Raw genomic sequence first — 25,700 nt, 5'->3', positions numbered from 1 at the left:
ATCCTGCGGCTCGTCCGGCGGTTCTTCTTAGGGGTATAGCTCAGCTGGTAGAGCGGCGGTCTCCAAAACCGCAGGTCGCGGGTTCGAACCCTGCTGCCCCTGCCAAATTCGAAAACCCCGGCGATCGCATCGCCGGGGTTTTTCTTTTTGGCGCCATCCCGGCCAGCCTTGGATCATGCCATGACGATGCAGCGGACACAGGGGCAGACCCAGCCGGCCTGGCGGGAGCGGGTGACCTTCGCCTATCTCGAGGAGCCGCCGTTCTGCCGGCGCGAGGCCGACGGGCAGGTGGCGGGCTGCGATGTCGAACTCGCCCGCCACGTGCTGGCCGCGGCCGGCGCCGGACCGGTCGATTTCGTCATGGCCGAATTCGCCGACCTGCTGCCGGGCCTGGTGGACGGACGCTGGACCATGACGACAGGGCTGTTCATCACCGCCGAACGGGCAAGGCAGGTCGCCTTCAGCCGGCCGGTCTGGGCGCTGCCCGACGGCCTGCTGGTGGCCGCGGGCAATCCGAAGCGGCTGACCGGCTACGGTTCGATCGCGCGCGACGCCAAGGCGCGCCTCGGCGTGATCGAGGGCCAGATCCAGCATGACGCGGCGCGTGCCGGCGGCATCCCGCCGGAGCGAATCGTTGTCTATGCGACCCAAGGCGAGGCGGCCGAGGGCGTCGGCCAGGGCGAGGTCGAGGCCTATGCCAGCGTCGCCATGGCGCACCGGGGTTATCTGGCGAAGACCGGGGCCTCGGCTTTCGCGGTCGTCGATGTCGCGGGGCCGGCCCGGGCCGGCGGTTTTGCCTTCAGCCGGGCCAATGACGGCCTGGCGCAGGCGGTCGACGCGGCGCTGGCCGGATTTCTCGGCACGCCCGCTCATCGGGCGCTGATGGCGCGCCATGGCTTCGGTGCGGCCGAGGTCGATCGTATCGCGACAGCGTCCTGATCTGCTGCGCCGGGACGCCGCACCGGCGGCGTTTTCCTTGACGCCTCGCCCGGTTTCGGTTAGCAGACCCTCTCCCTGCCGGCCCGGTGACGGACATCCGGCGGGACGCGCTTCCTTCTTGAGAGGCCGATGCGCCGGCTCTGGTCCGAAACGGGCCGGGGCGGTGATCGGCCTTGTTCGGATTCAGTTCATGGCCAAGACCAACCCGTTCGAGTTCATGCAGCAGGTGCGCCAGGAGGCCAACAAGGTCACCTGGCCGTCCCGCAAGGAAGTCGGGATCACCACGTTGATGGTCTTCATCTTCATGGTCGTGTCGGCGATCTTCTTCTTTGCCGCTGATTCGGTCATTCGCTGGGGCGTCCAGGCGCTCCTTTCGGTCGGCAGCTGATCGGGAGGACGTCATGGCCAAGCAGTGGTACGTCGTTCACGCCTATTCGAACTTCGAGAACAAGGTCGCCGAGGCGATCCGCGAGGGTGCGGCCCAGCGCGGCCTGTCCGAACTGTTCGAGGACATCCTGGTGCCCAAGGAGCGGGTGGTTGAGGTGCGCCGCGGCCGCAAGGTCGACACCGAGCGCAAGTTCTTCCCCGGCTATGTCCTGGTGAAGATGGACATGACCGATCAGGCCTATCACCTGATCAAGAACACCCCGAAGGTGACCGGCTTCCTCGGCGCCGACAAGAAGCCCATGCCGATCCCGGAAGCCGAGGCGATGCGCATCGCCCAGCAGGTCCAGGAAGGCGTCGACCGTCCGAAGGCCACCGTGTCCTTCGAGGTCGGCGAGAAGGTCAAGGTCAATGACGGTCCCTTCGCTTCGTTCGAAGGCTTCGTCGAAGAGGTCGACGACGCCCGCGCCCGGGTCAAGGTCGCGGTCTCGATCTTCGGCCGGCCGACGCCGGTCGAACTGGAATTCGGTCAGGTCGACAAGCTCTGACCAATCGGCCGGCCGGGCTTTTCGCCCGGGCGGCCGGCATGCCGGAGCGGTCAAGCCGTTCCGTTCACCCGTGGGAGGCGAGGAGCGGCGGTCCGCCAGCGCTCCGAACCCGACCACGAAACCCAACCCGACGACCCCTCGAGGGGTCTGTTAGGAGGTCATCATGGCGAAGAAAATCGTCGGCTTTATCAAGCTGCAGGTGCCGGCGGGTGCCGCTAACCCGTCGCCGCCGATCGGTCCCGCGCTCGGCCAGCGCGGTCTGAACATCATGGAATTCTGCAAGGCCTTCAATGCGAAGACCCAGCAGATGGAAAAGGGCGTGCCGATCCCGGTGATCATCACCGCGTATCAGGACCGTTCCTTCACCTTCGAAATGAAGCAGCCCCCGGTGAGCTACTTCATCAAGAAGGCGGCCAAGATCGACAAGGGCCATCCGACCACCGGCAAGGGTTTCGCCGGCAAGATCACGCGCGCCCAGATCGCCGAGATCGCCAAGGCGAAGATGGTCGACATGAACTGCGACACGGTCGACTCGGCCTCGTCGATGATCGAAGGCTCGGCCCGTTCCATGGGCCTCGAGGTCGTGGGGTAAGATCATGAGCGGCAAGCGTTTTCGTAAAGCTGTCGAAGGTATCGACGCCAGCAAGACCTACGCCATCGACGAAGCGGTGAAGCTCATCAAGGAGCGCGCCACCGCCAAGTTCGACGAGACTGTCGAGATCGCGATGAATCTCGGCGTCGATCCCCGCCATGCCGACCAGATGGTTCGCGGCGTGTGCAACCTGCCGAACGGCTCCGGCCGGACGCTGCGGGTTGCCGTGTTCGCGCGCGGTCCGAAGGCCGAAGAGGCCCTCAAGGCCGGTGCCGATATCGTCGGTGCCGAGGATCTGGTCGAGATCGTCCAGAGCGGCAAGATCGAGTTCGATCGCTGCATCGCGACGCCCGACATGATGGGTCTGGTCGGTCGCCTCGGCAAGGTGCTCGGCCCGCGCGGCATGATGCCGAATCCGAAGGTCGGAACCGTCACCATGGACGTGACCAGCGCGGTGAAGGCCTCCAAGGGCGGCGCCGTCGAGTTCCGCGTCGAGAAGGCCGGCATCATCCACTCGGCGGTCGGCAAGGCCTCGTTCGATCAGTCGAAGCTGATCGAGAACATCAAGGCCTTCGCTGACGCAGTTGTGAAGGCCAAGCCGACCGGCGCGAAAGGCACCTATGTTCAGAGGATCGCGATTTCCTCGACCATGGGTCCGGGCGTGAAAGTCGATGCGGCTAGCGTTCTGAACGGCTGATTTCAGCCCTGAGGCGTTGAAAACGGACGGCGCACCACTTATCTGCCGTGGTGCGCCCTCCGGGTCTTCCGGGAGCTGTCGCGCGATTGTCAATGAAAAAATTGTATTCGCCACTTGGCAAGTGGAACAGCCTTTGCTAGATGAGCCGACCTGGGGTGTGGGTGACCGCGCCCCGATTCCGTTTGGGCCATGGATCGCTGTGGAGTTTTGCGGCGGTCATCAGCGAGGATCTGACGGCGGAGTGATCCGGGACCTCGATCAGAGTCCGATACGAATTTAACAAGCTTCCGTTCGGGGCAACCCGGGCGGCAAGGCCAGCCGAATTTGTCTCCGCGCCGAAGGGTCAGGAGAAGAGGCGGCTGGAATGTCCTGTCCGAGACTGCAGGCGAGGGGGGGCTTCCCCTTCTTAATCGCCAAGCCTGCACAGACGGGTGAAGACCGTTTCACCGGCGGCAACGCCGAAGGACCGGTTCGAACTCAATGCACCTCGGCCGACGGATGGCGACATCCGGCGGTGTCCTGAGGGGACAGGGCCGAACGTCGATCGTTCGGTGTCCGGCTCGAAACCGGAAGCCGATCATCGGCAGGTGCAACCCGAGGGGCCCGCGAGGGCACCTCGACCCAGAGAGAGCACAAAGTGGATCGCGCGGAAAAGAAAGAGCTCGTCGGCTCGCTCAAGGAGGTCTTCCAGACCTCGAGCGTTGTCGTCGTCGCTCACTATTCCGGCCTCACAGTCGCGCAGATGCAGGACCTCCGTCGCAAGATGAAGGCCCAGGGCGCGTCGGTGAAGGTCGCAAAAAACCGCCTCGCGAAGATCGCTCTCGAAGGCACGGACGTCGCGTCCATTGGAGCCCTGTTGACGGGCCCCACGATCCTGGCGGTCAGCCATGATCCGGTCGCGGCACCGAAGGTCGCCGTCGAATTCGCCAAGGCTCACGACAAGTTCGTGGTCCTCGGTGGTGCGATGGGTAAGACCGCTCTGAACCCCGACGCAGTGAAGGCGCTCGCCACACTGCCGTCGCTCGACGAACTGCGCGCCAAGATCGTGGGCCTCATCCAGGCTCCCGCGACCAAGATCGCCCAGCTCTCGACCGCGCCTGCTGCCAAGCTTGCGCGTGTGTTCGGCGCTTATGCCAATCGAGACAAGGCTGCGTGAGGCTCCTCTCACACTCTAACGGTTCGAACCGATCAATAAGGAAGATTTGAAATGGCTGATCTCGCCAAAATCGTCGAAGAACTCTCGTCGCTGACCGTCCTCGAGGCGGCTGACCTCGCCAAGATGCTCGAAGAAAAGTGGGGCGTCTCGGCCGCCGCCGCCGTTGCGGTTGCCGCTGCTCCGGCTGGTGGCGCTGCCGCCGCCGTCGAAGAGCAGACCGAGTTCACCGTGCTTCTTGCCGCCGTCGGCGACAAGAAGATCGAGGTGATCAAGGAAGTCCGCGCCATCACGGGCCTCGGCCTGAAGGAAGCCAAGGACCTGGTCGAAGCCGCTCCGAAGGCCGTCAAGGAAGGCGTGACCAAGGACGAAGGCGAAAAGCTGAAGAAGCAGCTGGAAGCCGCCGGCGCCAAAGTCGAATTGAAGTGATGTGACGTGCGGGCGGTCCTTCGGGGCCGCCCGCAGGTTTCCCCCGTCGCGGGCGACCGCGGCGGGTTTAGGCGCCGCATCGCGGCGAGATTTCGATCCGCGGGTTTGCCCCCGCGCAGTGCAACAGGTGTCGAACGCTTGACCGGACGGTCCAGGGTCGTGAAATCCGACCCGTTTTGGACCGTCCGGTCAGGCGTCTGCGGAGAGATGGTTCACTCATGACCGTCTCTGCCGCTGGGACCAGGGCCGCCGCCGACGCCGAGCGGCCCAAGCGAGGGAGCGACATGGCTCAGACCTTCACCGGCCGCAAGCGGTTCCGCAAGTTCTTCGGTAAAATCAGGGAAGTCGCGACGATGCCGAACCTCATCGAGGTTCAGAAATCGTCATACGACCAGTTCCTGATGGTCGAGGAACCGCGAGGCGGACGCCTCGACGAGGGGCTGCAGGCGGTCTTCAAATCGGTGTTTCCGATCACCGATTTCTCCGGCAGCGCCATGCTGGAGTTCGTGAAATACGAGTTCGAGCCGCCGAAATACGACGTTGACGAGTGCCGCCAGCGCGGCATGACCTTTGCCGCGCCCTTGAAGGTGACGCTGCGCCTGATCGTGTTCGATGTGGACGCCGACACCGGCGCCAAGTCGGTCAAGGACATCAAGGAACAGGACGTCTACATGGGCGATATCCCGCTCATGACCTCGAACGGCACCTTCATCGTCAACGGCACCGAGCGCGTCATCGTCTCGCAGATGCACCGTTCGCCGGGCGTGTTCTTCGATCACGACAAGGGCAAGACCCACTCCTCGGGCAAGCTCCTGTTCGCCGCCCGCATCATTCCCTATCGCGGCTCCTGGCTCGACATCGAGTTCGACGCCAAGGACATCGTCTTCGCGCGTATCGACCGCCGCCGGAAGATCCCGGTGACGTCGCTGCTCTATGCGCTCGGCATGGACAATGAAGAGATCCTGTCGACCTTCTACAACCACATCACGGTTTCGAAGGACAAGAAGGACGGCTGGCGGATGCCTTACGACCCGGCGCGTATGCGCGGGTACAAGACGACCACCGACCTGATCGACGCCGACAGTGGCGAAGTCGTGCTGGAAGCCGGCAAGAAGCTCGCCGTGCGCGATGCCAAGAAGCTGGCCGAAAAGGGCCTGAAGGCGCTCCGCATGACCGCGGAAGAGCTGTCCGGCCGCTACCTCGCCGAAGACATGGTCAACATGAAGACCGGTGAGATCTATGCCGAGGCCGGCGACGAGATCACCGAGAAGATGCTGAAGATGCTGGTGGCCGAGGGCTATCACGACATCGAGACGCTCGACATCGACCACATCACCATTGGCGGCTATATCCGCAACACGCTGGTCGGCGACAAGAACATGACGCGCGAAGACGCGCTGTTCGACATCTACCGGGTGATGCGCCCGGGCGAGCCGCCGACGGTGGACACCGCGGAAGCGATGTTCCATTCGCTGTTCTTCGACAGTGAGCGCTACGACCTGTCAGCGGTCGGCCGCGTCAAGATGAACATGCGCCTCGACCTGACCGCCGAGGACACCGTGCGCATCCTGCGCAAGGACGACATCCTGGCGGTGGTCAAGACGCTGGTCGAACTGCGCGACGGCAAGGGCGAGATCGACGATATCGACCACCTCGGCAACCGCCGGGTGCGTTCGGTCGGCGAGCTCATGGAGAACCAGTACCGCGTCGGTCTGCTGCGCATGGAGCGGGCGATCAAGGAGCGCATGTCGTCGGTCGAGATCGACACCGTCATGCCGCAGGACCTGATCAACGCCAAGCCGGCGGCTGCCGCCGTGCGCGAGTTCTTCGGTTCCTCGCAGCTCTCGCAGTTCATGGACCAGACCAATCCGTTGTCGGAGATCACCCACAAGCGCCGCCTGTCGGCGCTTGGACCGGGCGGTCTGTCGCGCGAGCGTGCCGGCTTCGAGGTGCGCGACGTGCACCCGACGCATTACGGCCGCATCTGCCCGATCGAGACGCCGGAAGGCCCGAATATCGGTCTGATCAACTCGCTCGCGACCTTTGCGCGCGTCAACAAATACGGCTTCATCGAAACGCCCTACCGCAAGGTGCGTGACGGCCGGGTCACCGACGAGGTGATCTATCTGTCGGCCATGGAAGAGGGCAAATATGCCGTCGCCCAGGCCAACGCGCCGATCGACAAGTCGGGCAAGTTCGTCGAGGACCTGATCATCTGCCGCCAGGCCGGTGAAGTCCTGCTGCTGCCGGTCGATCGCGTCGACTTCATGGACGTGTCGCCGAAGCAGCTGGTGTCGGTCGCCGCCGCGCTCATCCCGTTCCTCGAGAACGATGACGCCAACCGCGCTCTGATGGGCTCGAACATGCAGCGCCAGGCCGTGCCGCTGGTGAAGGCGGATGCGCCCTTCGTCGGCACCGGCATGGAAGCGGTGGTGGCCCGCGATTCGGGAGCGGCGATCGCCGCCCGCCGGACCGGCGTGGTCGACCAGGTCGATGCGACCCGTATCGTTATCCGCGCGACCGAAGATCTCGATCCGACCAAGTCGGGCGTCGACATCTACCGGCTGATGAAGTTCCAGCGTTCCAACCAGAACACCTGCATCAACCAGCGTCCGCTGGTGCGTGTCGGCGACATCGTCAAGAAGGGTGAGATCCTGGCCGACGGCCCGTCCACCGATCTCGGCGATCTGGCGCTCGGCCGCAACGTGCTCGTCGCGTTCATGCCGTGGAACGGCTACAACTTCGAGGACTCGATCCTGCTGTCCGAGCGGATCGTCAAGGAAGACGTGTTCACCTCGATCCATATCGAGGAGTTCGAGGTCATGGCCCGCGACACCAAGCTGGGCCCTGAGGAAATCACGCGCGACATTCCGAACGTGTCGGAAGAGGCGCTGAAGAACCTCGACGAGGCCGGCATCGTCTATATCGGCGCGGAAATGCAGCCGGGCGACATCCTGGTCGGCAAGATCACGCCGAAGGGCGAAAGCCCGATGACGCCGGAAGAGAAGCTCCTGCGGGCGATCTTCGGTGAAAAGGCCTCGGATGTGCGCGACACCTCGCTGCGCGTGCCCCCGGGTGTCACCGGCACGGTCGTCGAAGTCCGCGTGTTCAACCGTCATGGCGTCGACAAGGACGAGCGCGCCCAGGCGATCGAGCGCGAGGAGATCGAACGGCTCGCCAAGGACCGCGACGACGAGCAGGCGATCCTCGACCGCAACGTCTACGGCCGCCTGGCCGAAGTCCTGGAGAACAAGACCGGCATCGCCGGGCCGAAGGGCTTCAAGAAGGACACCGTGCTGACCCGCGACATCATCACGGAATTCCCCCGTGGTCAGTGGTGGGCCTTCGGCGTCGCCGACGATGCGCTGATGGCCGAAATCGAGGCCATGCGGAAGCAGTACGACGAATCGAAGCGCCGCCTCGAGCAGCGCTTCCTCGACAAGGTCGAAAAGCTCCAGCGCGGCGACGAACTGCCGCCGGGCGTCATGAAGATGGTCAAGGTCTTCGTGGCGGTGAAGCGCAAGATCCAGCCGGGCGACAAGATGGCCGGCCGGCACGGCAACAAGGGTGTCGTGTCGCGGATCGTGCCGCTGGAGGACATGCCGTTCCTCGAGGACGGCACGGCGGTCGACATCGTGCTGAACCCGCTCGGCGTGCCGAGCCGCATGAATGTCGGTCAGATCCTGGAGACCCATCTGGGCTGGGCCGCGGCCGGTCTCGGCAAGATGGTCGGACAGGCCTACGACGCCTATATGAAGTCGAGGGACGTCAAGCCGCTGAAGGAAACCTTCGCCAAGATCTATGGCGACGACCCGCAGATCACCGTGCTGGACGAGCCGAACCTGGTGGAACTCGCGCGCAATACGCGTCGCGGCGTTCATTTCGCCACGCCGGTCTTCGACGGCGCCAAGGAAGCCGACATCGAGAAGATGCTGGATACCGCCGGCCTGAACCATTCCGGTCAGGTGAAGCTGTTCGACGGCAAGACCGGCGAGAGCTTCGATCGTCAGGTGACGGTCGGCTATATCTACATGCTGAAGCTGCACCACCTCGTGGACGACAAGATCCACGCCCGTTCCATCGGTCCCTACTCGCTCGTCACCCAGCAGCCGCTGGGCGGCAAGGCGCAGTTCGGCGGCCAGCGCTTCGGCGAAATGGAAGTCTGGGCGCTCGAGGCCTATGGCGCGGCCTATACGCTGCAGGAGATGCTGACGGTGAAGTCGGACGATGTCGCCGGCCGCACCAAGGTCTACGAGGCGATCGTCCGGGGCGACGACACCTTCGAGGCCGGTATCCCCGAAAGCTTCAACGTGCTGGTCAAGGAAATGCGGTCACTCGGCCTCAATGTCGAACTGGCGGCCACCAAGCCGCAGCGGGGCGCAGGCTCCGACGACGTTGGCCGGCAGGCCGCCGAGTAATCGTTCGACGCTTTTTGCGGGATCGGGTTCGCCCGGTCCCGCCACAAGATGTTCACATCGGTCGGGAGCGTTTCGCCCCGGCCCGGATTTTCTCCCGGTAAACCCGGGCTTTGGAGACGGCGATGAACCAAGAGGTCGCGAATCTCTTCAATCCGACGACGCAGCCGGCCACTTTCGATCAGATCAAGATCTCGATCGCGAGCCCGGAAAAGATCCTGTCGTGGTCGTTCGGCGAAATCAAAAAGCCCGAGACGATCAACTACCGCACCTTCAAGCCGGAGCGAGACGGGTTGTTCTGCGCCCGCATCTTCGGGCCGATCAAGGACTACGAGTGCTTGTGCGGCAAGTACAAGCGGATGAAGTACAAGGGCATCATCTGCGAGAAGTGCGGCGTCGAGGTCACCCTGTCGCGCGTGCGCCGCGAGCGCATGGGCCATATCGAGCTGGCCGCTCCGGTCGCCCATATCTGGTTCCTGAAGTCGCTGCCGAGCCGCATCGGCCTGTTGCTCGACATGCCGCTGAAGGATCTCGAGCGGATCCTCTATTTTGAATATTACGTCGTCCTCGAGCCGGGCCTGACCGCCCTCAAGGAGCGCCAGCTCCTGTCCGAGGAAGAATATATCCGCGCCCAGGACGAATACGGCGACGACAGCTTCACCGCCATGATCGGCGCCGAGGCGATCCGCGAGCTGCTGCGCGGCCTGGACCTGGAGAAGCTCGCCGCCGATACCCGCAAGGAGATCTCGGAGGCCACCACCGAGCTGAAGCCGAAGAAGCTCGCCAAGCGCCTGAAGATCATCGAGGCCTTCATCCAGTCGGGCAACAAGCCGGAATGGATGATCCTGACGGTCGTGCCGGTGATCCCGCCGGACCTGCGCCCGCTGGTGCCGCTGGACGGCGGCCGCTTCGCCACCTCGGATCTGAACGACCTCTACCGCCGCGTCATCAACCGCAACAACCGCCTGAAGCGGCTGATCGAGCTGCGCGCGCCCGACATCATCATCCGCAACGAGAAGCGCATGCTTCAGGAAGCGGTCGATGCCCTGTTCGACAACGGCCGCCGCGGCCGCGTCATCACGGGCGCCAACAAGCGCCCGCTGAAGTCGCTCGCCGACATGCTGAAGGGCAAGCAGGGCCGGTTCCGCCAGAACCTGCTCGGCAAGCGCGTCGACTATTCCGGCCGCTCGGTCATCGTCGTCGGCCCGGAAATGAAGCTGCACCAGTGCGGCCTGCCGAAGAAGATGGCGCTCGAGCTGTTCAAGCCGTTCATCTATGCCCGGCTTGACGCCAAGGGCCTGTCGGCAACCGTCAAGCAGGCGAAGAAGCTGGTCGAGAAGGAGCGTCCGGAGGTCTGGGATATCCTCGACGAGGTCATCCGCGAACATCCGGTGTTGCTGAACCGCGCTCCGACCCTGCACCGCCTCGGCATCCAGGCCTTCGAGCCGGTGCTGATCGAGGGCAAGGCGATCCAGCTGCATCCGCTGGTCTGCTCGGCGTTCAACGCCGACTTCGACGGCGACCAGATGGCCGTGCACGTTCCGCTGTCGCTCGAAGCGCAGCTGGAAGCGCGCGTGCTGATGATGTCGACCAACAACATCCTGCATCCCGCCAACGGCGCGCCGATCATCGTGCCGTCGCAGGATATCGTGCTCGGCCTCTATTACGTGTCGCTGATGTCGGACGGCATGCCGGGCCAAGGCAAGGCCTTCGCCAATATCGGCGAGCTCGAGCACGCGCTGGCCCAGAAGGTCGTCACGCTGCACACCAAGATCCGCTACCGCTGGGAAGGTCTCGATGCCGACGGCAACGAGGTCCGCCGCATGTACGACACGACCCCTGGCCGGGTTCTGCTCGGCCAGCTCCTGCCGCGCTCCACCAAGGTCCCCTTCGACGCAGCCAACAAGCTGATGACGAAGAAGGAGATCTCGGCGATGATCGACACCGTCTACCGCCATTGCGGTCAGAAGGAATCGGTCATCTTCTGCGACCGGATCATGGCGCTCGGCTTCTACCACGCCTACAAGGCCGGCATTTCCTTCGGCAAGGACGACATGGTCGTGCCGGACAACAAGTGGCCGATCGTCGAAGAGACCCGCTCGCTCACCAAGGACTACGAGCAGCAATATCTCGACGGCCTGATCACCTTCGGCGAGAAATACAACAAGGTCGTGGACGCCTGGGCCAAGTGCTCGGATCGTCTGGCTCAGGAAATGATGGGCCGCATCTCGGCGGTCCAGAAGGACGAGAACGGCCAGGACAAGCCGATCAACTCGATCTACATGATGAGCCACTCGGGTGCCCGTGGTTCGCCGACCCAGATGCGCCAGCTCGCGGCGATGCGCGGTCTGATGGCCAAGCCCTCGGGCGAGATCATCGAAACCCCGATCATCTCGAACTTCAAGGAAGGCCTGTCCGTGATGGAGTACTTCAACTCCACCCACGGTGCCCGTAAGGGTCTGGCCGACACCGCCTTGAAGACGGCCAACTCGGGTTACCTGACCCGTCGTCTGGTCGACGTGGCGCAGGATTGCATCATCACCGAGGTCGACTGCCACACCGACAAGGGCATCGGCATGCGAGCGATCGTCGACGCCGGCCAGGTGGTGGCGACGCTCGGCCACCGCATCCTCGGCCGTTCGGCCGCCGTCACCGTCACCGACCCGTCGTCGGGCGCGGTGCTGGTGGAAGCCGGCCGGATGATCCTGGAGAAGGACGTCGAGGCGATCACCGCCGCCGGCATCCAGGAAGTGAAGATCCGCTCGGTGCTCACCTGCGAGACCAAGGTCGGTGTCTGCGGCCAGTGCTATGGCCGCGATCTCGCCCGCGGAACGCCGGTCAATATCGGCGAGGCTGTCGGCGTCATCGCCGCGCAGTCGATCGGCGAGCCGGGCACCCAGCTCACCATGCGCACGTTCCACATCGGCGGCGCCGCGCAGGTGGTCGACACCTCGTTCATCGAGGCGACCTTCGAGGGCACGATCCGGATCCGCAACCGGAGCATCGTGAAGAACTCCGACGGCGAACTCATCGTGATGGGCCGCAACATGGCGGTGATCATCGTCGATGCCGACGGCTCGGAACGCGCGACGCACCGTATCCAGTACGGCGCCAAGCTGAGGGTGGACGAGGGCTCCAAGGTGAAGCGCGGCCAGCGCATCGCCGAATGGGACCCCTATACCCGGCCGATCATCACCGAGATCGACGGTATCCTCGGCTTCGAGGACCTGGTCGACGGCCAGTCGATCGCCGAGACCACCGACGAGTCGACGGGCTTCACCAAGCGTATCGTCATCGACTGGCGGACCTCGACGCGCTCGGCCGACCTGAAGCCGGCGCTGGTGATCAAGGACTCGAACGGCAAGATCCAGAAGCTGCCGCGCGGGACCGATGCCCGCTACGCGCTGGCGGTGGAAGCGGTCATCTCGGCCGATGCCGGCGCGCAGGTCTATGCCGGCGACGTCATCGCCCGTATCCCGCTGGAAAGCGCCAAGACCCGCGACATCACCGGTGGTCTGCCGCGTGTCGCGGAACTGTTCGAAGCCCGCCGGCCGAAGGACGCCGCGATTATCGCCGAGGTCTCGGGCGTCGTGCGCTTCGGCAAGGACTACAAGCAGAAGCGTCGCCTCACGATCGAGCCTTTCGAGGCCGAGCTCGATGCGGCCGAGTACCTCATCCCGAAGGGCAAGCACATCCACTTGCAGGACGGCGACGAGGTGCAGAAGGGCGACTTCATCGTCGACGGCAATCCGGCGCCGCACGACATCCTGGCGATCAAGGGCGTGGAGGAGCTTGCCGCTTACCTCGTCAACGAGATCCAGGAGGTCTACCGGCTGCAGGGCGTCGTCATCAACGACAAGCATATCGAGGTGATCGTTCGCCAGATGCTGCAGAAGGTCGAGGTCACCGATCCCGGCGACACCGATCTGATCCAGGGCGATCAGGTCGACCAGACCGAGCTCGAGGAAGCCAACGAGGCGATCAAGGACGACAAGAACAAGAAGCCGGCCTCCGGCGTGCCTGTTCTGCTCGGCATCACCAAGGCCTCGCTGCAGACCCGGTCGTTCATCTCGGCGGCGTCGTTCCAGGAAACCACCCGCGTGCTCACGGAAGCTGCCGTCAACGGCAAGTCCGACACGCTGGAGGGCCTGAAGGAGAACGTCATCGTCGGCCGCCTGATCCCGGCGGGAACCGGTGCGACGATGAGCCGGATCCGCGAGATCGCCACCAAGCGCGACGATCTGATCCTCGACGAGAAGCAGAAGAGCGCCAGCGCCAGCGTCCAGGCGGGTGCCGCGCCGGCCGAGCTTGCCGCGATCGAAGCGCCGCAGAGCTGATGGCGGGGCAGGGGGCGTCAGCCCCCTCGCTCGACCACGGAAAAAAAAAGGGCCGCCCCTCGGGGCGGCCCTTTTGCTTGGCCTCGTTTGACCCGCAGGTCATTGCACGCGGCGGGTTCTGCACGAGGTGCAGACCACCGTGCTCGTCCCGCGCCAGCCGGGGCCTGAAAGTAAAAAGGGCCGCCGAGGCGGCCCTTGCTGGTTCAGTTGGAGGCCGGGCTCACTGGGCGCGGCACTGCCTGGTCGAGACGCAGACGAGATTGGTCGTCGAGCACAGGTTGACGCCGCGCCGCTCGACACGGGCATTGTTGGAAAACACCACCAGCATGTCGAACTGGCAATAGCCGCGCTCGCGCTGCCGGCGGGTCGGCATGACACGCATGGAATCACCGGAATCGATCGTGTCCTGGCCGAGCCGGTCGTCGCCCCAGCCGCGGGTGTCGACATCGGTCATGTAGAATTCGCGGATCTCGACACCGGTCTGGTTGACGACATTGATCCAGCGCTGCAGGCCATCCCGGTCGGTCTGCGCCATGGCGGGCGCGGACGAGGCGATGGAGCCCGCCATCGCAATGGCCGCAAATGCAGCAAACAACGCGTTCTTAAATGCCATGATAGGTCTTTCCTCTCCAAAAAGGTCTCGGCACTCATGCATGCCAAGAGCCGAAGATTGATCGCTTCGTCGCCGTTTCGGCCAAAATACCGGCCAATTCCCCCTTCGGCGCCCAGGCAAGGCACTGAAAAAGCGCTGCCGGAGAACCTTCCGATAGGGCAATAAGGGCGGAATGCCAAGAGGCAGGTGCCGTGGATATACCTATGCAACCGATTCTGCCGGGGCTCGCCGATCGCCCAGCGGAGGGCGCCGGCGGGAGCACGGGACCGGCGCGCCGGGCCGAGGACAAACCATTCCTTTCGCAGGGGGGCTGGTAAACGAAACATCGCGTCGTTGGCCGGGTTTGCATGCTCAAACGCTTGACGGACCGCGAGTCAGCGTGTAATGCCCGCTCACTCTTCCGGCGTACGTCGGTTGCACACCCGGTCCCGTGGCGGTTCACCGCCCCCTGACCGAAGCAAACCGAGACTACGCCGCCTGACGTCAGTCAGATCCGATTGCATGATCGCCTCGCCTCACCGCGCGGTGATCCTCTGTTTTCGCCGGGCGCCGTTTGCCTTCACAGGCAGGCTGAGCGTCCGGTTGTTCGTTTCGCAAATGAGACGAACGTTCGCACGCTTTGGTGGGGACCGGGTAACCGGACCTCGTAAGGTTTAAGGACAAGGCCGCCGATGCCGACCGTCAACCAGCTGATCCGCAAGCCGCGTCAGCCGCGCACCTACCGCGAGAAGTCCCGCCACATGGAGGGCTGCCCGCAGAAGCGTGGTGTTTGCACACGCGTCTATACGACGACCCCGAAGAAGCCGAACTCGGCGCTCCGCAAGGTCGCCAAGGTGCGTCTTACCAACGGCTTCGAGGTCATTGGTTATATTCCGGGTGAAGGCCACAACCTTCAGGAACACTCGGTCGTCATGATCCGTGGCGGTCGCGTCAAGGATCTTCCCGGCGTCCGCTATCACATCCTGCGCGGTGTGCTCGATACGCAGGGCGTGAAGAACCGCAAGCAGCGCCGTTCGAAATACGGCGCCAAGCGTCCGAAGTGAGTTTCCGCTGGCTGCTTCGGCCGAGACGCGTTTTGCGTCGGGCCGGGGCAGCTGGTGGCTCTAAAAGTTTACGGAGAGAACGATGTCGCGTCGTCACCGGGCAGAGAAGCGGGAAATCATCCCGGACGCCAAGTACGGGAACGTCGTGCTGACCAAGTTCATGAACTCGGTCATGTACGAAGGCAAGAAGTCCGCCGCCGAACAGATCGTCTATGGCGCTTTCGATATCATCGAAGCCAAGACGAAGCAGGAGCCGCTGACGGTGTTTCAGTCGGCTCTCGAGAACGTCATGCCGGCGATCGAGGTTCGGTCGCGGCGTGTCGGCGGCGCCACCTATCAGGTGCCGGTCGAGGTTCGCCCCGATCGCCGTCAGGCGCTGGCGATCCGCTGGCTGATCCAGGCTGCGCGGTCGCGCAACGACAAGACCATGGTCGACAAGCTCTCGGCTGAGCTTCTCGATGCCTCAAACAACCGCGGCAACGCGGTGAAGAAGCGCGAAGACACGCACAAGATGGCGGAAGCCAATCGCGCCTTCTCGCACTACCGCTGGTAACGAAACCCAGGCCCCCGACGGACCTGAAGGATTACGATCATGGCGCGCACCCACGCGATCGAGGACTACCGCAACTTCGGCATCATGGCCCACATCGATGCGGGCAAGACGACGACGACCGAGCGGATCCTCTATTATACCGGCAAGTCTCATAAGATCGGCGAAGTCCATGACGGCGCCGCGACCATGGACTTCATGGAGCAGGAGCAGGAGCGCGGCATCACGATCACGTCGGCCGCGACGACCGCTCACTGGGCGGGTAAGCGCCTGAACATCATCGACACCCCCGGCCACGTCGACTTCACCATTGAAGTCGAGCGTTCGCTGCGCGTGCTCGACGGCGCCGTTTGCGTGCTCGATTCCAACCAGGGCGTCGAGCCGCAGACCGAGACCGTCTGGCGCCAGGGCGACAAGTACAAGGTTCCGCGCATCGTCTTCGCCAACAAGATGGATAAGACCGGCGCCGACTTCTACATGTGCCTGGACGACATCAAGAAGCGCCTGGGTGCCAAGCCGATCCCGATCCAGCTGCCGATCGGCGCCGAAGCCAATTTCAAGGGCATCGTCGATCTCGTTCGCATGAAGGCCGTGATCTGGTCGGGCGAAGCGCTCGGCGCCGAGTTCAAGAGCGATCTCGAGATCCCGGACGATCTCAAGGAAAAGGCCGCCAAATACCGCAACGAGCTGGTCGAAGCCGCCGTCGAACTCGACGATGACGCCATGGCCGCTTATCTCGACGGCACCGAGCCGGACGAGCCGACGCTGAAGCGCCTGATCCGCAAGGCGGTTCTGACCTCGGCCTTCTTCCCGGTTCTCGCCGGCTCCGCCTTCAAGAACAAGGGCGTCCAGACGCTGCTCGACGCGGTCGTCGATTACCTGCCGTCGCCGGTCGACGTTCCCGCGATCAAGGGCATCGATCCGCGCAACGACGCCGAGATCGAGCGCAAGTCGTCGGACAGCGAGCCGCTGTCGCTGCTCGGCTTCAAGATCATGGACGACCAGTACGGCGTCCTGACCTTCTGCCGGATCTATTCGGGCAAGCTGGAGAAGGGCACCAGCCTGCTCAATTCCAGCCGCGAGAAGACCGAGCGCGTCGGCCGCATGGTGCTCATGCATGCCAACAACCGCGAAGAGATCGCCGAGGCCTATGCCGGTGACATCGTCGCGCTGGTTGGCCTGAAGGACACCCGCACCGGCGACACGCTCTGCGATCCCAACAAGCCGGTGATCCTGGAGCGGATGGAGTTCCCCGAGCCGGTCATCGAGATGGCGATCGAGCCGAAGACCAAGGCCGACCAGGAAAAGATGGCGCTCGCGCTGATCAAACTGGCGAGCGAGGATCCGTCCTTCCGCGTCTCCACCGATCAGGAATCCGGCCAGACCCGCATCAAGGGCATGGGCGAGCTGCATCTCGACATCAAGGTCGACATTCTGCGCCGCACCCACAAGGTCGATGTCTCCGTCGGCGCGCCGCAGGTGGCCTTCCGCGAGAAGATCACCAAGAAGGCCGAGATCGACTACACCCACAAGAAGCAGACCGGTGGTACCGGCCAGTTCGCCCGGGTGAAGTTCGTCGTCGAGCCGAACGAGCCGGGCAAGGGCTTCGAGTTCGAGTCCAAGGTCATCGGTGGTTCGGTGCCCAAGGAATACCTGCCTGGCGTCGAAAAGGGCCTCAACTCGGTCATGGGCGCGGGCATCATCGCCGGCTTCCCGGTGGTCGACATCAAGGTGACGCTGATCGACGGCGCCTATCACGAAGTCGACTCGTCGGCTCTCGCCTTCGAAATCGCCTCGCGTGCCGCCATGCGTGAAGCCCTGCAGAAGTGCGGCTCGGTTCTGCTCGAGCCGATCATGAGCGTCGAAGTCGTGACGCCGGAAGAATATACCGGCTCGGTCATCGGCGATCTGAACTCCCGACGTGGCCAGATCCAGGGTCAGGACATGCGCGGCAACGCCAATGTCGTTCACGCTCAGGTGCCGCTGATGAACATGTTCGGCTACGTCAACCAGCTGCGTTCGTTCAGCCAGGGGCGTGCCAACTACACCATGCAGTTCAGCCACTATGAACAGGCGCCGTCCAACGTCGCCGCCGAAGTCCAGGCCAAATACGCGTAAGCGTTGGTCGCACCTATCGACTTGGGTCACTGGACCCGACGTCGGAGCGAAGATTGAAGGAGGCCGTCATGGCCAAGGAAAAGTTCGCACGCACTAAGCCGCACTGCAACATCGGCACGATCGGTCACGTCGACCATGGCAAGACGTCGCTGACGGCGGCGATCACCAAGGTTTTGGCGGAGAGCGGTGGCGCGACGTTCACGGCCTATGACCAGATCGACAAGGCGCCGGAAGAGAAGGCGCGTGGCATCACGATCTCGACGGCGCATGTCGAATACGAGACGAAGAACCGCCACTACGCCCATGTCGACTGCCCCGGCCACGCCGACTATGTGAAGAACATGATCACCGGCGCGGCGCAGATGGACGGCGCGATCCTGGTGGTTTCGGCCGCCGACGGCCCGATGCCGCAGACCCGCGAGCACATCCTTTTGGCCCGCCAGGTCGGCGTGCCGGCGCTGGTGGTGTTCCTGAACAAGGTCGACATGGTCGACGACGCCGAGCTTCTCGAGCTGGTCGAGCTCGAGGTGCGCGAGCTCCTGTCCAAGTACGACTTCCCCGGCGACGACATTCCGATCACCAAGGGTTCGGCGCTGTGCGCGCTGGAGAACCGCGAGCCGGCGATCGGCCATGACGCGGTGCTGGCGCTGATGGAAACCGTCGACGCCTACATCCCGCAGCCGGAGCGTCCGATCGACCAGCCGTTCCTGATGCCGATCGAAGACGTGTTCTCGATCTCGGGCCGCGGCACTGTGGTCACCGGTCGCGTCGAGCGCGGCATCGTCAAGGTTGGCGAAGAAGTCGAAATCGTCGGCATCAAGGACACCACCAAGACGGTGGTCACCGGTGTCGAAATGTTCCGCAAGCTCCTGGACCAGGGCCAGGCCGGCGACAATATCGGCGCGCTCCTGCGCGGCACCAAGCGCGAGGACGTCGAGCGCGGCCAGATCCTGTGCAAGCCGGGTTCGGTCAAGCCGCACACCAAGTTCAAGGCCGAGGCCTATATCCTGACGAAGGAGGAGGGTGGCCGTCACACGCCGTTCTTCACCAATTATCGTCCGCAGTTCTACTTCCGCACGACCGATGTCACCGGCATCGTGCATCTTCCCGAGGGCACCGAGATGGTCATGCCGGGCGACAACATCGCCATGACGGTCAACCTGATCGTGCCGATCGCCATGGAAGAGAAGCTGCGCTTCGCCATCCGCGAAGGCGGCCGCACCGTCGGTGCCGGCGTCGTCGCAACCATCATCGAGTGAATCATTTTCGGGGTTGCGCGGCTCGCCGCGCACCCTGGTCGCTTTGCCTGAAGGGGCTGAACCTATGAACGGTCAGAACATCCGGATCCGCCTCAAGGCGTTCGACCACCGGGTCCTGGACTCGTCGACGCGCGAAATCGTCAATACGGCGAAGCGCACCGGCGCCCAGGTCCGCGGGCCGATCCCGCTGCCGACGCGGATCGAGAAGTTCACGGTAAACCGCTCGCCGCACATCGACAAGAAGTCGCGCGAGCAGTTCGAGATCCGCACCCATAAGCGGCTGCTCGATATCGTGGACCCGACCCCGCAGACGGTCGATGCCCTGATGAAGCTCGATCTCGCTGCCGGCGTTGACGTCGAGATTAAGCTCTGAGTCGCATGACGCACCGATGACGGTGCGTCTCGTTGAACCCGGGTCCTCTCCGGTCCTAACCAGGACTTTTCGGATGACCCCAAGGACAGAGGAATGCGCGCGATGCGTTCCGGTGTGATTGCAAAGAAGATGGGGATGACCCGCATCTTCACCGATGGCGGCGAGCACGTCCCAGTGACGGTGTTGTTGCTGGACGACTGTCAGGTCGTCGCCCATCGCACGGAGGACAAGGACGGCTATACCGCGCTTCAGCTCGGTGCCGGTCTTGCCAAGGTGAAGAACACGACGAAAGCCCAGCGCGGCCACTTCGCCATTGCGAAGGTCGAGCCGAAGCATGAGATCGTCGAGTTCCGCGTTGGGACCACGGAAGTCGTGCCGGTCGGCGCGCGCTTCTCGGCGGACCACTTCCTGGCCGGTCAGTTCGTCGACGTGACGGGCACGACGGTGGGTAAGGGCTTCGCCGGCGCGATGAAGCGCCACAACTTCGGCGGCCTGCGCGCCACTCACGGTGTGTCGGTGTCGCACCGGTCCCACGGTTCGACGGGTATGCGTCAGGATCCGGGCCGGGTGTTCAAGAACAAGCGCATGGCCGGCCATATGGGCGACGTGCGCGTGACGACGCAGAACCTGAAGGTGGTGCGCACCGACGTGGAGCGCGGCATCATTCTGGTCGAGGGCGCGGTCCCCGGTTCCAAGGGTGGCTGGATCCTCGTTCGCGACGCCGTCAAGAAGCCGCTGCCGAAGGACGTGCCGGTTCCGGGTAGCTTCACGCTGCCGGGCGCTGACGCTCCCGCCGCACAGTCGACGGAGGGTTGAGATGAAATTCGTGGTCAAAACCCTCGACGGCGCCGATGCCGGTTCGGTCGACCTGTCGGACGAGATCTTCGGTCTCGAGCCGCGTGCCGACATCCTGCATCGGGTCGTGCGCTGGCAGCTCGCCAAGCGCCGCGCCGGTACGCATGACGTCAAGAACCGCGCGGAAATCCACCGCACGGGCAAGAAGCTCTACAAGCAGAAGGGCGGCGGTTCGGCCCGTCACTCCTCGGCCAGGGCCAATCTGTTCCGCGGTGGTGGCCGCTCCTTCGGTCCGACACCGCGCTCGCATGAGCACGCGCTGCCGAAGAAGGTCCGCGCGCTCGGGCTCCGCCATGCGCTCTCGGCCAAGGTGAAGGCCGGCTCGATCGTCGTGCTGGAAAACGCCATGGCGACCGAAACGAAGACCAAGTCGCTGAAGGCGCAGTTCGAGAAGCTCGGCTTCGCGAGCGTGCTGATCATCGACGGCGCGCAGGTCGACAAGAACTTCGCGCTGGCCGCCCGCAACATCCCGCTCGTCGACGTCCTGCCGATCCAGGGCATCAACGTCTACGACATCATGCGCCGCAATACGCTCGTGTTGACCAAAGCGGCCGTCGATGCGCTGGAGGCGCGCTTCAAATGAGCACCGTCGATCCGCGTCATTACGACGTTATCAAGTCGCCGCTGATCACCGAGAAGGGCTCGTTGGTCGCGGAGCAGAACCAGGTGATCTTCAAGGTCGCCAGCGACGCCACCAAGCCGCAGATCAAGGCGGCGGTGGAGAAGCTGTTCGACGTGAAGGTCAAGAGCGTGAACACGCTCGTCCAAAAGGGCAAGACCAAGCGCTTCAAGGGCATGCTCGGCCGGCGCTCGGACGTGAAAAAAGCGGTCGTGACCCTCGCCGAGGGCCACTCGATCGACATCACGACCGGTCTGTGAGGCGAGGGATCTAACCATGGCACTCAAGACCTTCAAACCGATCACGCCAGGCCTTCGCCAGCTGGTCCTGGTCGACCGGTCGGCGCTCTACAAGGGCAAGCCGGTCAAGTCGCTGACCGAGGGCAAGTCGTCGACCGGCGGCCGCAACAACCTTGGCCGCATCACGTCGCGGTTCCGCGGCGGCGGCCACAAGAAGTCGTACCGCCTGGTCGACTTCAAGCGGCGCAAGATGGACGTCGCGGCTGTCGTCGAGCGGATCGAATATGATCCGAACCGTTCGGCCTTCATCGCGCTGATCAAATATGCGGATGGCGAGCTCTCCTACATCCTGGCACCGCAGCGGCTTGCTGTCGGCGACAGCGTGGTGGCGGGTGAAAGCGTCGACGTGAAGCCGGGCAATTGCATGCCGACCGCCAATATTCCGGTCGGCACGATCGTCCACAATGTCGAGATGAAGATCGGCAAGGGCGGCGCGGTTGCCCGTTCGGCCGGGACCTATGCCCAGATCGTCGGTCGCGACGAGGGCTACGTGATCCTGCGTCTCAACTCGGGTGAACAGCGTCTGGTTCACGGCCGGTGCCTGGCTTCTATCGGCGCCGTGTCCAACCCGGACCATATGAACGTCGCGATCGGCAAAGCCGGCCGTAACCGTTGGAAGGGCCTTCGTCCGCACAATCGCGGCGTGGCCATGAACCCGGTTGACCATCCGCATGGCGGCGGCGAAGGCCGCACGTCCGGTGGCCGTCATCCCGTCACGCCCTGGGGTTTCCCCACCAAGGGCAAGAAGACTCGTTCGAATAAACGGACCGACAAGTTTATCGTGTCGAGCCGTCATTCGAAGAAGAAGTAATCGAGGCCCGTCATGGCACGTTCCGTCTGGAAAGGTCCGTTCGTCGACGGATACCTCCTGAAGAAGGCCGATACCGCCCGTACGTCGGGTCGGCATGATGTCATTAAGATCTGGAGCCGACGTTCCACGATCCTGCCCCATTTCGTGGGGCTGACCTTTGGCGTCTATAACGGTCAGAAGCATGTCCCGGTGCAGGTCACCGAGGAGATGGTCGGCCACAAGTTTGGCGAATTCTCGCCGACCCGCACTTTTTACGGCCATGCGGCCGATAAAAAAGCAAAGCGGAAGTGAGGTGAGCCATGGGTAAGACCGCCACTCCGCGTGCACTAAAAGACAATGAGGCAAAGGCGATCGCGCGCATGCTGCGCGTCAGCCCGCGCAAGCTCAACCTGGTTGCCGCGCTGATCCGCGGCAAGCCGGTCGACACCGCGCTCGCCGACCTCGAGTTCTCGCGCAAACGCATCGCCGGTGCCGTGAGGAAATGCCTCGAGAGCGCCATCGCCAATGCCGAGAACAACCATGATCTCGACGTCGACGATCTCGTCGTGGCCGAAGCCCATGTGGGCAAGGCCATGGTGCTGAAGCGCTTCCACGCCCGTGCCCGCGGGCGCGGCGCACGGATCGAAAAGCCGTTTTCGCATCTGACGATCGTGGTTCGTCAGATCGAAGAAGCCAAGGCCTGAGGAGAAGACCATGGGTCAGAAGATCAATCCGATCGGCTTCCGCCTCGGCATCAACCGCACCTGGGACTCGCGCTGGTTCGCGAACAAGGGCGAGTACGGCAGGCTGTTGCACGAGGATCTCAAGATCCGTCGTGAGCTGATGAAGCTCCTGAAGCAGGCGGCGGTGTCGAAGATCATCATCGAGCGTCCGCACCGCAAGTGCCGCGTCACGATCCACTCGGCACGTCCGGGCATCGTGATCGGCAAGAAGGGCGCCGACATCGAGAAGCTGAAGAAGGCGGTCGCGAAGCTGACCTCCGCCGAGGTCGTCATCAACATCGTCGAGATCCGCAAGCCCGAGACCGACGCGACGCTGGTCGCCGAGTCGATCGCGCAGCAGCTCGAGCGTCGTGTCGCCTTCCGGCGCGCCATGAAGCGCGCCGTGCAGTCGGCCATGCGTCTCGGTGCCGAAGGCATCCGGATCAACTGCTCGGGCCGCCTCGGCGGCGCCGAAATCGCTCGCCTCGAGTGGTATCGCGAAGGTCGCGTGCCGCTGCACACCCTGCGCGCGGATGTCGACTACGGCGTCGCCACCGCTTTCACGACCTACGGGACGTGCGGCGTGAAGGTGTGGATCTTCAAGGGCGAGATCATGGAGCATGACCCGATGGCCCAGGACAGGCGCCTGGCCGAGGGTGAAGGCTCGACCCGTCGTGGCCCACGCGGTGGTGACCGCGACCGCGACGCGGCTTGATAGGGAAGGTCTGAGCCATGCTTCAGCCCAAGAAAACCAAATTCCGCAAGCAGTTCAAGGGCCGGATTTCCGGCGCCTCGAAGGGTGGCACGGACCTGAACTTCGGCCAGTTCGGCCTCAAGGCGATGGCACCGGAGCGCATCACCGCGCGTCAGATCGAGGCGGCTCGCCGCGCGATGACCCGCGAGATGAAGCGTGCCGGCCGCGTCTGGATCCGAATCTTCCCCGACGTGCCGGTGTCCAAGAAGCCCGCCGAAGTCCGCATGGGCAAAGGCAAGGGCGCACCGGAGTTCTGGGCCGCCAAGGTGGCCCCGGGTCGCATCATGTTCGAGATCGACGGCGTGCCGGTCGATGTCGCCAAGAAGGCGCTCGAACTCGCCGCCGCCAAGCTCCCCATCAAGACGCGCTTCGTTCAGCGCATCGCCGAGTGAGGAAACGAGGATCATGAAGGCCGAAGAAGTCCGGACCAAGACCCTCGACGAGCTCGAGGGCCAGCTTGGTGACCTGAAGAAGGAGCAGTTCAACCTGCGCTTCCAGAAGGCCACCGGTCAGTTGGAAAACGTCGCGCGGGTCCGTCAGGTCCGCCGCGATATCGCCCGCGTCAAGACCATCGCCGCGCAAAAGCGCGACGCTAAGAAGTAAGGAGAGCGACATGCCGAAGCGTGTGCTCCAGGGCGTTGTCGTCAGCGACAAGCAGGAAAAGACCGTAGTGGTGAAGGTGGAGCGTCGCTTCACCCATCCGCTGCTGAAGAAGACCGTGCGCCGGTCCAAGAACTATCACGCCCACGATGAAGGCAAAGCCTTCAAGACGGGTGACTTGGTGAGCATCGAGGAAACTAAGCCCATCTCGAAGCTCAAGCGTTGGGTCGTGCTGCCGAAGGCCTGAGCTTTCGGTTTCGTTCAGAACAGCGCGCCGCCGTCGGATTGATCCGAGACGGGCGCGAAAGGAAGAGGTTGCGTCATGATCCAGATGCAAACCAATCTTGATGTGGCGGATAATTCAGGCGCGCGCCGCGTCATGTGCATCAAAGTGCTTGGGGGCGCAAAGCGCCGGTACGCCCATGTCGGCGACATCATCGTGGTGTCGGTGAAGGAGGCTATCCCGCGCGGCCGCGTGAAGAAGGGCGACGTCATGAAGGCGGTCGTCGTTCGCACCGCCAAGGACATTCGCCGCCTCGATGGCTCGGTGATCCGTTTCGACCGCAATGCGGCCGTGCTGATCAACAACCAGAAAGAGCCGATCGGCACCCGTATCTTCGGGCCGGTTCCGCGCGAGCTGCGCGCCAAGAACCACATGAAGATCATCTCGCTTGCCCCGGAGGTGCTGTAATGGCCGCCAAGATCCGCAAGGGTGACAAGGTTGTGGTCATTACCGGGCGCGACAAGGGTCGCACCGGCGAAGTGATCAAGGTCATGCCGACCGAGAGCCGGGCTCTCGTGCGCGGCGTCAACATCGTCAAGCGCCACCAGCGCCAGACGCAGAACCAGGAGGGCGGGATCATCTCCAAGGAGGCTCCCATCCACCTGTCCAATCTGGCGATCGCCGATCCGAAGGACAACAAGCCGACCCGCGTCGGCTTCAAGGTCCTGGCCGACGGCAAGAAGGTGCGCGTGGCCAAGAAATCCGGGGAGACGATCAATGGCTGAGGCCGCTGAGACCCCGCGCCTGAAGGCGCATTACGAGACCGTCGTCCGGCCGAAGCTGATCGAACAGTTCGGCTACAAGAACGCCATGGAAATCCCGTCGATCGACAAGATCGTCGTGAACATGGGCGTCGGCGAGTCGACGGCCGATTCCAAGAAGGCGACGGTTGCCGCCGCGGATCTCGCGCTGATCACGGGCCAGAAGCCCATCATCACCCGCGCCCGCCAGGCCATCTCGAACTTCAAGGTTCGCGAGAACATGCCGCTCGGGTGCAAGGTCACCCTGCGCAAGCAGCGCATGTATGAGTTCCTGGACCGCCTGGTCACGATCGCGCTGCCGCGCGTTCGAGATTTCCGCGGCCTGAACCCGAAGAGCTTCGACGGCCACGGCAACTTCGCCATGGGCCTGAAGGAGCACGTCGTGTTCCCCGAGATCGCCTATGACAAGGTCGATCAGATGTGGGGTATGGACATCATCGTGTGCACCACCGCCAAGACCGACGAGGAGGCTCGTGCCCTCCTTGCGGCCTTCAACTTCCCGTTCCGGCAGTGAGCCGGGTTTCTTATCCAACAGAAGCCCGTCTCAGACGCGGAAACTAGGAGACA

At 63.8% G+C, this 25,700-nt stretch carries 28 protein-coding genes and 1 tRNA gene; 28 read left to right on the top strand and 1 reads right to left on the bottom strand.

The window, feature by feature from the left end; all coding sequences use genetic code 11:
• Positions 1-29: 29 nt before the first annotated feature.
• The 10 genes from E8M01_RS33400 to rpoC all read left to right on the top strand — a co-directional run bounded on the left by E8M01_RS33400 (position 30) and on the right by rpoC (position 13,494).
• Positions 30-105: transfer RNA gene (locus E8M01_RS33400), tRNA-Trp, on the top strand.
• Between the two features lie 75 nt (positions 106-180).
• Positions 181-939, top strand: a complete 759-nt coding sequence (locus E8M01_RS33395; protein ID WP_246088522.1) for a transporter substrate-binding domain-containing protein — start codon at positions 181-183, stop codon at positions 937-939.
• Between the two features lie 190 nt (positions 940-1,129).
• On the top strand, positions 1,130-1,327 hold the full coding sequence (secE, locus tag E8M01_RS33390) for a preprotein translocase subunit SecE (protein WP_136964116.1): 198 nt from the start codon (positions 1,130-1,132) through the stop codon (positions 1,325-1,327).
• Positions 1,328-1,340: 13 nt separating this feature from the next.
• A complete protein-coding gene (nusG, locus tag E8M01_RS33385) occupies positions 1,341-1,871 on the top strand; it encodes a transcription termination/antitermination protein NusG (RefSeq protein ID WP_136964115.1) in 531 nt (176 codons plus the stop codon).
• Between the two features lie 163 nt (positions 1,872-2,034).
• Positions 2,035-2,463 (top strand): 50S ribosomal protein L11, encoded by a 429-nt coding sequence (rplK, locus tag E8M01_RS33380; RefSeq protein ID WP_136964114.1) that lies wholly within the window; start codon positions 2,035-2,037, stop codon positions 2,461-2,463.
• A 4-nt stretch (positions 2,464-2,467) separates the two neighbouring features.
• Entirely contained in the window at positions 2,468-3,160 is a 693-nt protein-coding gene (gene rplA / locus E8M01_RS33375; RefSeq protein WP_136964113.1) for a 50S ribosomal protein L1, read from the top strand.
• Between the two features lie 637 nt (positions 3,161-3,797).
• Complete coding sequence (rplJ, locus tag E8M01_RS33370) at positions 3,798-4,316, top strand: 50S ribosomal protein L10 (RefSeq protein WP_136964112.1); 519 nt, start codon at positions 3,798-3,800, stop codon at positions 4,314-4,316.
• Positions 4,317-4,367: 51 nt separating this feature from the next.
• Positions 4,368-4,742, top strand: coding sequence for a 50S ribosomal protein L7/L12 (rplL, locus tag E8M01_RS33365; RefSeq protein WP_136964111.1), 375 nt, complete (start codon positions 4,368-4,370; stop codon positions 4,740-4,742).
• Between the two features lie 284 nt (positions 4,743-5,026).
• Positions 5,027-9,160 (top strand): DNA-directed RNA polymerase subunit beta, encoded by a 4,134-nt coding sequence (gene rpoB / locus E8M01_RS33360; protein WP_136964110.1) that lies wholly within the window; start codon positions 5,027-5,029, stop codon positions 9,158-9,160.
• A 122-nt stretch (positions 9,161-9,282) separates the two neighbouring features.
• Positions 9,283-13,494 (top strand): DNA-directed RNA polymerase subunit beta', encoded by a 4,212-nt coding sequence (gene rpoC / locus E8M01_RS33355; RefSeq protein ID WP_136964109.1) that lies wholly within the window; start codon positions 9,283-9,285, stop codon positions 13,492-13,494.
• 220 nt (positions 13,495-13,714) lie between these two features.
• On the opposite strand, the gene E8M01_RS33350 is transcribed toward rpoC, so the two are convergent.
• On the bottom strand, positions 13,715-14,107 hold the full coding sequence (locus E8M01_RS33350; RefSeq protein ID WP_136964108.1) for a hypothetical protein: 393 nt from the start codon (positions 14,105-14,107) through the stop codon (positions 13,715-13,717).
• Between the two features lie 671 nt (positions 14,108-14,778).
• On the opposite strand from E8M01_RS33350, the gene rpsL reads away from it, so the two are divergent.
• The 18 genes from rpsL (at position 14,779) to rplE (ending at position 25,647) form a co-directional block, all read left to right on the top strand.
• Positions 14,779-15,150, top strand: coding sequence for a 30S ribosomal protein S12 (rpsL, locus tag E8M01_RS33345; protein WP_038312203.1), 372 nt, complete (start codon positions 14,779-14,781; stop codon positions 15,148-15,150).
• Positions 15,151-15,232: 82 nt separating this feature from the next.
• Positions 15,233-15,703: a 30S ribosomal protein S7 gene (gene rpsG, locus E8M01_RS33340; protein ID WP_136964107.1), complete on the top strand. Its 471-nt coding sequence runs from the start codon at positions 15,233-15,235 to the stop codon at positions 15,701-15,703.
• Positions 15,704-15,742: 39 nt separating this feature from the next.
• Positions 15,743-17,818 (top strand): elongation factor G, encoded by a 2,076-nt coding sequence (gene fusA / locus E8M01_RS33335; RefSeq protein WP_136964106.1) that lies wholly within the window; start codon positions 15,743-15,745, stop codon positions 17,816-17,818.
• A gap of 68 nt (positions 17,819-17,886) precedes the next feature.
• Complete coding sequence (gene tuf / locus E8M01_RS33330; protein ID WP_136964105.1) at positions 17,887-19,077, top strand: elongation factor Tu; 1,191 nt, start codon at positions 17,887-17,889, stop codon at positions 19,075-19,077.
• A 64-nt stretch (positions 19,078-19,141) separates the two neighbouring features.
• Positions 19,142-19,450 (top strand): 30S ribosomal protein S10, encoded by a 309-nt coding sequence (gene rpsJ, locus E8M01_RS33325; protein ID WP_072338649.1) that lies wholly within the window; start codon positions 19,142-19,144, stop codon positions 19,448-19,450.
• Between the two features lie 102 nt (positions 19,451-19,552).
• The gene (gene rplC, locus E8M01_RS33320; RefSeq protein ID WP_136964956.1) at positions 19,553-20,266 is read left to right on the top strand and encodes a 50S ribosomal protein L3; all 714 of its coding nucleotides are present in this window, start codon (positions 19,553-19,555) and stop codon (positions 20,264-20,266) included.
• A 1-nt stretch (position 20,267) separates the two neighbouring features.
• Positions 20,268-20,888 carry a 50S ribosomal protein L4 gene (gene rplD, locus E8M01_RS33315; RefSeq protein ID WP_136964104.1) on the top strand — a complete coding sequence of 207 codons (621 nt, stop codon included), beginning with the start codon at positions 20,268-20,270 and terminating at the stop codon, positions 20,886-20,888.
• On the top strand, positions 20,885-21,184 hold the full coding sequence (locus E8M01_RS33310) for a 50S ribosomal protein L23 (protein ID WP_136964103.1): 300 nt from the start codon (positions 20,885-20,887) through the stop codon (positions 21,182-21,184). The genes rplD and E8M01_RS33310 overlap by 4 nt, the downstream gene beginning before the upstream one ends.
• A gap of 16 nt (positions 21,185-21,200) precedes the next feature.
• Complete coding sequence (gene rplB / locus E8M01_RS33305; protein WP_136964102.1) at positions 21,201-22,034, top strand: 50S ribosomal protein L2; 834 nt, start codon at positions 21,201-21,203, stop codon at positions 22,032-22,034.
• A 12-nt stretch (positions 22,035-22,046) separates the two neighbouring features.
• Positions 22,047-22,325 (top strand): 30S ribosomal protein S19, encoded by a 279-nt coding sequence (gene rpsS / locus E8M01_RS33300; RefSeq protein ID WP_136964101.1) that lies wholly within the window; start codon positions 22,047-22,049, stop codon positions 22,323-22,325.
• An 8-nt stretch (positions 22,326-22,333) separates the two neighbouring features.
• Positions 22,334-22,717, top strand: coding sequence for a 50S ribosomal protein L22 (gene rplV / locus E8M01_RS33295; protein ID WP_136964100.1), 384 nt, complete (start codon positions 22,334-22,336; stop codon positions 22,715-22,717).
• 10 nt (positions 22,718-22,727) lie between these two features.
• Complete coding sequence (gene rpsC / locus E8M01_RS33290) at positions 22,728-23,450, top strand: 30S ribosomal protein S3 (RefSeq protein WP_136964099.1); 723 nt, start codon at positions 22,728-22,730, stop codon at positions 23,448-23,450.
• A gap of 17 nt (positions 23,451-23,467) precedes the next feature.
• Positions 23,468-23,881 (top strand): 50S ribosomal protein L16, encoded by a 414-nt coding sequence (gene rplP, locus E8M01_RS33285; RefSeq protein WP_136964098.1) that lies wholly within the window; start codon positions 23,468-23,470, stop codon positions 23,879-23,881.
• 13 nt (positions 23,882-23,894) lie between these two features.
• Positions 23,895-24,092 (top strand): 50S ribosomal protein L29, encoded by a 198-nt coding sequence (gene rpmC, locus E8M01_RS33280; protein WP_136964097.1) that lies wholly within the window; start codon positions 23,895-23,897, stop codon positions 24,090-24,092.
• A gap of 10 nt (positions 24,093-24,102) precedes the next feature.
• On the top strand, positions 24,103-24,336 hold the full coding sequence (gene rpsQ, locus E8M01_RS33275; RefSeq protein WP_136964096.1) for a 30S ribosomal protein S17: 234 nt from the start codon (positions 24,103-24,105) through the stop codon (positions 24,334-24,336).
• 75 nt (positions 24,337-24,411) lie between these two features.
• Positions 24,412-24,780 carry a 50S ribosomal protein L14 gene (rplN, locus tag E8M01_RS33270; protein WP_038312231.1) on the top strand — a complete coding sequence of 123 codons (369 nt, stop codon included), beginning with the start codon at positions 24,412-24,414 and terminating at the stop codon, positions 24,778-24,780.
• A complete protein-coding gene (gene rplX / locus E8M01_RS33265) occupies positions 24,780-25,097 on the top strand; it encodes a 50S ribosomal protein L24 (protein WP_136964095.1) in 318 nt (105 codons plus the stop codon). Before rplN ends, rplX begins: the two co-directional genes overlap by 1 nt.
• Positions 25,090-25,647 carry a 50S ribosomal protein L5 gene (gene rplE, locus E8M01_RS33260; protein WP_136964094.1) on the top strand — a complete coding sequence of 186 codons (558 nt, stop codon included), beginning with the start codon at positions 25,090-25,092 and terminating at the stop codon, positions 25,645-25,647. Before rplX ends, rplE begins: the two co-directional genes overlap by 8 nt.
• The last annotated feature ends 53 nt before the right edge of the window (positions 25,648-25,700 follow it).

The organism is Phreatobacter stygius (assembly GCF_005144885.1).
Taxonomy (GTDB): Bacteria; Pseudomonadota; Alphaproteobacteria; order Rhizobiales; family Phreatobacteraceae; genus Phreatobacter; species Phreatobacter stygius.
Note: the sequence above shows the minus strand (reverse complement) of the source record. Positions and strands in the feature narration are given on the sequence as shown.

Coding starts and splice junctions, on each gene's coding strand:
- E8M01_RS33395 (WP_246088522.1), top strand. CDS start 181: ATGACGATGCAGCGGACACAGGGGCAGACCCAGCCGGCCTGGCGGGAG.
- secE (WP_136964116.1), top strand. CDS start 1,130: ATGGCCAAGACCAACCCGTTCGAGTTCATGCAGCAGGTGCGCCAGGAG.
- nusG (WP_136964115.1), top strand. CDS start 1,341: ATGGCCAAGCAGTGGTACGTCGTTCACGCCTATTCGAACTTCGAGAAC.
- rplK (WP_136964114.1), top strand. CDS start 2,035: ATGGCGAAGAAAATCGTCGGCTTTATCAAGCTGCAGGTGCCGGCGGGT.
- rplA (WP_136964113.1), top strand. CDS start 2,468: ATGAGCGGCAAGCGTTTTCGTAAAGCTGTCGAAGGTATCGACGCCAGC.
- rplL (WP_136964111.1), top strand. CDS start 4,368: ATGGCTGATCTCGCCAAAATCGTCGAAGAACTCTCGTCGCTGACCGTC.
- rpoB (WP_136964110.1), top strand. CDS start 5,027: ATGGCTCAGACCTTCACCGGCCGCAAGCGGTTCCGCAAGTTCTTCGGT.
- rpoC (WP_136964109.1), top strand. CDS start 9,283: ATGAACCAAGAGGTCGCGAATCTCTTCAATCCGACGACGCAGCCGGCC.
- E8M01_RS33350 (WP_136964108.1), bottom strand. CDS start 14,107: ATGGCATTTAAGAACGCGTTGTTTGCTGCATTTGCGGCCATTGCGATG.
- rpsL (WP_038312203.1), top strand. CDS start 14,779: ATGCCGACCGTCAACCAGCTGATCCGCAAGCCGCGTCAGCCGCGCACC.
- rpsG (WP_136964107.1), top strand. CDS start 15,233: ATGTCGCGTCGTCACCGGGCAGAGAAGCGGGAAATCATCCCGGACGCC.
- fusA (WP_136964106.1), top strand. CDS start 15,743: ATGGCGCGCACCCACGCGATCGAGGACTACCGCAACTTCGGCATCATG.
- tuf (WP_136964105.1), top strand. CDS start 17,887: ATGGCCAAGGAAAAGTTCGCACGCACTAAGCCGCACTGCAACATCGGC.
- rpsJ (WP_072338649.1), top strand. CDS start 19,142: ATGAACGGTCAGAACATCCGGATCCGCCTCAAGGCGTTCGACCACCGG.
- rplC (WP_136964956.1), top strand. CDS start 19,553: ATGCGTTCCGGTGTGATTGCAAAGAAGATGGGGATGACCCGCATCTTC.
- rplD (WP_136964104.1), top strand. CDS start 20,268: ATGAAATTCGTGGTCAAAACCCTCGACGGCGCCGATGCCGGTTCGGTC.
- E8M01_RS33310 (WP_136964103.1), top strand. CDS start 20,885: ATGAGCACCGTCGATCCGCGTCATTACGACGTTATCAAGTCGCCGCTG.
- rplB (WP_136964102.1), top strand. CDS start 21,201: ATGGCACTCAAGACCTTCAAACCGATCACGCCAGGCCTTCGCCAGCTG.
- rpsS (WP_136964101.1), top strand. CDS start 22,047: ATGGCACGTTCCGTCTGGAAAGGTCCGTTCGTCGACGGATACCTCCTG.
- rplV (WP_136964100.1), top strand. CDS start 22,334: ATGGGTAAGACCGCCACTCCGCGTGCACTAAAAGACAATGAGGCAAAG.
- rpsC (WP_136964099.1), top strand. CDS start 22,728: ATGGGTCAGAAGATCAATCCGATCGGCTTCCGCCTCGGCATCAACCGC.
- rplP (WP_136964098.1), top strand. CDS start 23,468: ATGCTTCAGCCCAAGAAAACCAAATTCCGCAAGCAGTTCAAGGGCCGG.
- rpmC (WP_136964097.1), top strand. CDS start 23,895: ATGAAGGCCGAAGAAGTCCGGACCAAGACCCTCGACGAGCTCGAGGGC.
- rpsQ (WP_136964096.1), top strand. CDS start 24,103: ATGCCGAAGCGTGTGCTCCAGGGCGTTGTCGTCAGCGACAAGCAGGAA.
- rplN (WP_038312231.1), top strand. CDS start 24,412: ATGATCCAGATGCAAACCAATCTTGATGTGGCGGATAATTCAGGCGCG.
- rplX (WP_136964095.1), top strand. CDS start 24,780: ATGGCCGCCAAGATCCGCAAGGGTGACAAGGTTGTGGTCATTACCGGG.
- rplE (WP_136964094.1), top strand. CDS start 25,090: ATGGCTGAGGCCGCTGAGACCCCGCGCCTGAAGGCGCATTACGAGACC.